Source organism: Metabacillus fastidiosus NBRC 101226, assembly GCF_001591625.1.
Classification (GTDB): Bacteria; Bacillota; Bacilli; order Bacillales; family Bacillaceae; genus Metabacillus; species Metabacillus fastidiosus.
Genome location: NZ_BCVG01000172.1, coordinates 1 through 4785 on the forward strand (window position 1 = coordinate 1; position 4785 = coordinate 4785).

The 4785-nt window shown below is 32.3% G+C and carries 3 protein-coding genes; all 3 read right to left on the minus strand.

All coding sequences use genetic code 11. The features are described 5' to 3' along the window. Positions 1–144: 144 nt before the first annotated feature. The 3 genes from BFA01S_RS20800 to thrS all read right to left on the minus strand — a co-directional run bounded on the left by BFA01S_RS20800 (position 145) and on the right by thrS (position 4731). A complete protein-coding gene (locus BFA01S_RS20800; RefSeq protein ID WP_066235446.1) occupies positions 145–1050 on the minus strand; it encodes an HNH endonuclease in 906 nt (301 codons plus the stop codon). 653 nt (positions 1051–1703) lie between these two features. Beyond that, a complete protein-coding gene (locus tag BFA01S_RS20805; RefSeq protein ID WP_066235448.1) occupies positions 1704–2621 on the minus strand; it encodes a DMT family transporter in 918 nt (305 codons plus the stop codon). Between the two features lie 190 nt (positions 2622–2811). Then, on the minus strand, positions 2812–4731 hold the full coding sequence (gene thrS / locus BFA01S_RS20810) for a threonine--tRNA ligase (protein WP_066235450.1): 1920 nt from the start codon (positions 4729–4731) through the stop codon (positions 2812–2814). Between the last annotated feature and the right edge of the window lie 54 nt (positions 4732–4785).

Sequence of the window (4785 nt, forward strand, 5' to 3'; positions counted from 1 at the left end):
TTACTGCCCGTTAAGGCTGGGATAAATTTAATATAGCTGACAATATATAAGTAAAGAACCCTCCTATTTCTAAACTAAAATAGGAGGGTTCTTTACTAGAAAATCTGAAATTCTAAAAATAGAACACCAAACGCTCATTCAAAATCAAACGAATATATTTTTCTTATGCCACTTAAAATACTTCTTATTCTCCTCTTTCCGCTCCACCCGCATTTTCGGATGAATGCTGTATTTCCCATAATCCGCTTCATTTATTCTTTCTGATATATGAATTCTGCCTGTACCATCGAACGCAATATAGCCTTTTACATATAAAGCATCATGATTATGGCAGAGTAATAGGCCGTTATAAGGATCTAAACGTTCTTCATTCGTACTGTCCTTCCACGGCTTTGAATAGCTTGCACATAGCATGGCTGGTAAATCAATTCCGCATAATGCACATTGATTATTCCATAATGGGGCTAAAGTTTCTTTGTGTTTTTGCCCGTCTTTACGCAGCTTCACTTTAGCCTCTGCTTCGGCTTCTACAATAACAGGAATTAAGTTCTTATGCTCTTTGCTTATAACAGGTCCGATCGCAAATTCTAACTGCTCCTGATCTTCCTCATAAATATTCAAATCTGCAATAAGCTCTAATAATTTAATTGCTAACAGCTCATTACATGGATATAAATATCCCTGATTACCGTTTCCGTCTTTTTGAAATGCTGAATATTTAAGAGGTAACATCGGCTCAATTTCATTAAAATAAGACTTTATATTAAGGTGCTTTTCTAATTCATGATATTCCGTTTCAATTAAATATCCTTCTTCCCCGTTGTTAGACCCATCCGGTTTAGCTGCTGTTTGACAGACAGATTTTGCCGTACTGATCGCAACAATATCCCCATGCACATAATGAAAAACCCTGTCTCCTGGTGATACTTCTAACATCCGTTTCCATGAATGGGGCACATTATTTCCACGGTCTTTTTGCTGTGACCAAATAATACCTAAAGCTTTTTCTTCCTCGTAACTATGACCTTGCATAACGATATAGTAATTCATTTGAACTCCCTCAAAATACACTTTTCTTCTATTATATACTCTCCCAATAAAAATAACTGACCTAAAGTACTACGGATTTGACACAATATTTGATCATTTATAAAATAGATTGGTAATTATTAATAAAGTTTGATAAAAAATACTAGTTATTCAGAGTTTTTTATTTAATTAAAGGGGCAATTTTATACCATCATGCGATCGATAAAATTTATGTTTAAACAATTTCTAAAAGAGCCTGTGTGGTTCAAAACATTAATCCTTACAACTTTGCTTATTTCGATTGTTTTTAGCAGTTCATTTTTTTCAAATAATGCTTATTATCAAGGCTGTTCCAAATTAGCTGCAGCTATCTTTTTTTGTACTTATGGTATTAAATTCAGGAGGAATCTTGTAACTTCTATCATCCTATTCACTTTAGGAGTTATATGTATTTGTTTATCCGTTCTGGCAATATATTAAGGATACTTATTCAGCTAATGGATGTCTTAGTTAATTAGAATAATCAAATTTATTATAAAATACATACTTCATTTAAAGAAAACACTCCATTTTGAAAAATTTGTTCAAAATAGAGTGTTTTTCACTTTTTATCAAATAAGGATTCACTGCGTCTTTGTAACTAAACTTTTAAAATTAATAGGACAAAGTTTGTTTTATTGAGAAATAGATGGCTTGGAGTTTACTTCTCCATCTGATGATTCTTTCGAAATAAAGAAAATAGCAATCAAAATAAATAGAATCCCTAATAAATGTGAAAACGAGATTTCTTCTTTTAAAATGAAAAATGAAAGGATTACCGAACTTAATGGAAGTACACTTGTTAGAACTCCCGCTGAACTTGCTGAAACTTTTGATAAACCTTGATACATTAAAAGAAAAGCCAGTACAGTTACTACAATTCCAAAATATAAAATATTAATCCAATCTCCCATACCTACACTTGCGAAATCAAATTCTTTCGCTTCATAAATTGCAAATGGCAAAAACATTATAAGACCAGAAACGCTCATCATCGTCGATATTGTCAGAGGTGTGAATCTATTAGATACTGATTTTCCTAATGTAATAAACAATGTCTCTCCAAGAACTGCTCCAAATATTAAAAGATTTCCTAGTAAGGAGTTAATATTACTTGATCCATTATCTATAAAGTTAATTGATAACACTCCTATTACCGCAAATATAATTCCCAGCCCTTTTTTTATCGTCAATTTTTCCTTTAAGAATAAAAAGGATACCAAACCTATGACCGCAGGAAGAGTGCTTGTTATTATTCCCGCTTCAATTGCAGTCGTAAATTTCAAACCATAAAGCATAAAGATATTGAATAAAAATACTCCTGTAAATGCTTGAAGAAAAAATATAATTAGATCTTTAAAACCTATACAAGGAAATTTTTTCTCCTGACGTAATAACAATATGATTAGAATAATCGTTGCAATAATAAACCTTAATTCAGATGCTAAAAAAACTGGAAAACTAGAAATAATAAGTTTCCCGAAAACTACAGAGCTTCCCACGATTGCCATAGCTAAAGCAATTTTTATATACGCTGACGTTACCTGATTCATTTGCTAAAAACCATATCTAAATATTCTTCTAATGTTCCTCCAATAAAAACAATTCTTTCTAAATCTAACTTCATGCTTTTCTCTACTTTACTCAACTAAACTCACCTCATATTATGCAATTAGTATATACTACCATTTTAATCCTTTTCTATTTAATAAAATAGATAGTCTTTCAAATTTTTCAGTTTCTTCAGCTAAGAGATTTATTCTGAATGGACTTCTTTATATTAGAGAGAAACTCTTCAAGCTTCACTTCTTCTGAACTCTCTTGACCATATTTCCTTACATGAACAGATTGATTATGAAGTTCATTATCCCCTACAACAATAATATAAGGAATTTTCTTTAATTGCGCTTCTCTTATTTTATATCCTAGTTTTTCATCACGCAGATCAAGTTCAACTCGTATTTCTTCTTGTTTTAGCTGTTTTGTAATCTCTTCTGCACATTGTTTATGGACGTCATTTGATACTGCTATTACTTTTACTTGAACTGGCGCCAGCCATAGAGGAAATGCTCCGCCAAAATGTTCAATTAAAATTCCGAGAAAACGATCAAGTGATCCGAAAACAGCACGGTGAATAACGACTGGACGAACTTTTTTATTATGTTCATCTATATAAGTTAAATCAAATTTTTCCGGCATTTGAAAATCTAATTGAACTGTAGCACATTGATGGCTTCGTTTGAGAGCATCTTTAATATGAATATCTATTTTCGGTCCATAAAATGCGCCATCACCTTCGTTAATTTTATACTCATAGTTAAGTTTATTTAAAACTGTTTGAAGAGCATTTTCTGCTTTATCCCATAATGCTTCATCCCCCATATAATCATCAGGTCTTGTTGATAGCTCAATTTCATATTTAAAGCCAAATATACTGTAAACATAATCAATCAATTTCAATGCTGATGTAATCTCATCCTCAATTTGACCAGGTGTTACGAAGATATGAGCATCATCCTGACAAAATGTACGAACCCTTAACATTCCATTTAATGCCCCGCTGAATTCATGACGATGTACTTGCCCAAACTCTGCCATTCGAATCGGAAGATCCCTATAAGAATGCAGCTTATCTTTAAAAATAAGCATATGCCCTGGACAGTTCATTGGCTTTAACGCAAAATTCTGCTCATCTACCTTAGAAAAATACATATTTTCTTTATAATGATCCCAATGACCTGAGTTTTCCCACATCTGCTTGTTCATCATAGTTGGTGTACGTACTTCTTTATAATCAGAGGAAAACTGAAGCTTTCTTAAAAATGTTTCCAACTCATTGCGGATAATTTGTCCATTTGCCAAATAAAACGGCATACCAGGTGCTTCTTCAGAAAACATAAATAATTCTAATTCATTCCCTAATTTTCGATGGTCTCTCCTTTTCGCTTCCTCAACAAAATGAAAATACTCATTCAGTTCTGCCTGTGAGGCAAAAGCTACTCCATAAATACGTTGAAGAACTTTATTGTCACTATTCCCCCGCCAATAAGCTCCCGATATATGAGTTAATTTAAATGCTTTAATAAATCTAGTTGCCGGCAAATGCGATCCACGGCATAAATCAACAAACTCGCCTTGACGATATATTGTTATATTATCCCCGCTAGGGATATCCTCTAACAATTCTAACTTTAAAGGATCATATGCAAATATTTTCTTTGCTTCGTCACGTGATATTTCTTCACGTTTAATTTCAAGGTTTTCAGAGATAATTTTATTCATTTCTTTTTCTATCTTTTCTAAATCATTCATAGTAATACTGTTATCTAAATCAAAGTCATAGTAAAAACCATTTTCTATGATAGGTCCTATCCCTAAATGAATATTTCCATAAAGACGCTTAACAGCTTGTGCTAACACATGTGCAGTTGTATGTCTCATAATTTCAATCCCATTTGATGAATGAAGATCATATAATTCAATTTCCGCATTCTCATTAATACTGCGTGTCAAGTCATACAATGTGCCGTTTACACTGCCTCCTACTGATTTCTTTTTTAAACTTGGACTAATTGAATGTGCAATTTCTTCTAAAGATACACCTTTAATATAGTTCTTCTCATTCCCATCTGGAAACTTAATAACAATTTCATTTTCTCGCATTGTTCAACACTCCTTAATTAATAATAAAAATAAAAAAACACACTTATCCCTAGA

Excerpts from the sequence above, each read along its gene's own strand:
- BFA01S_RS20800 (WP_066235446.1), bottom strand. The coding sequence starts at position 1,050 with ATGAATTACTATATCGTTATGCAAGGTCATAGTTACGAGGAAGAAAAA.
- BFA01S_RS20805 (WP_066235448.1), bottom strand. The coding sequence starts at position 2,621 with ATGAATCAGGTAACGTCAGCGTATATAAAAATTGCTTTAGCTATGGCA.
- thrS (WP_066235450.1), bottom strand. The coding sequence starts at position 4,731 with ATGCGAGAAAATGAAATTGTTATTAAGTTTCCAGATGGGAATGAGAAG.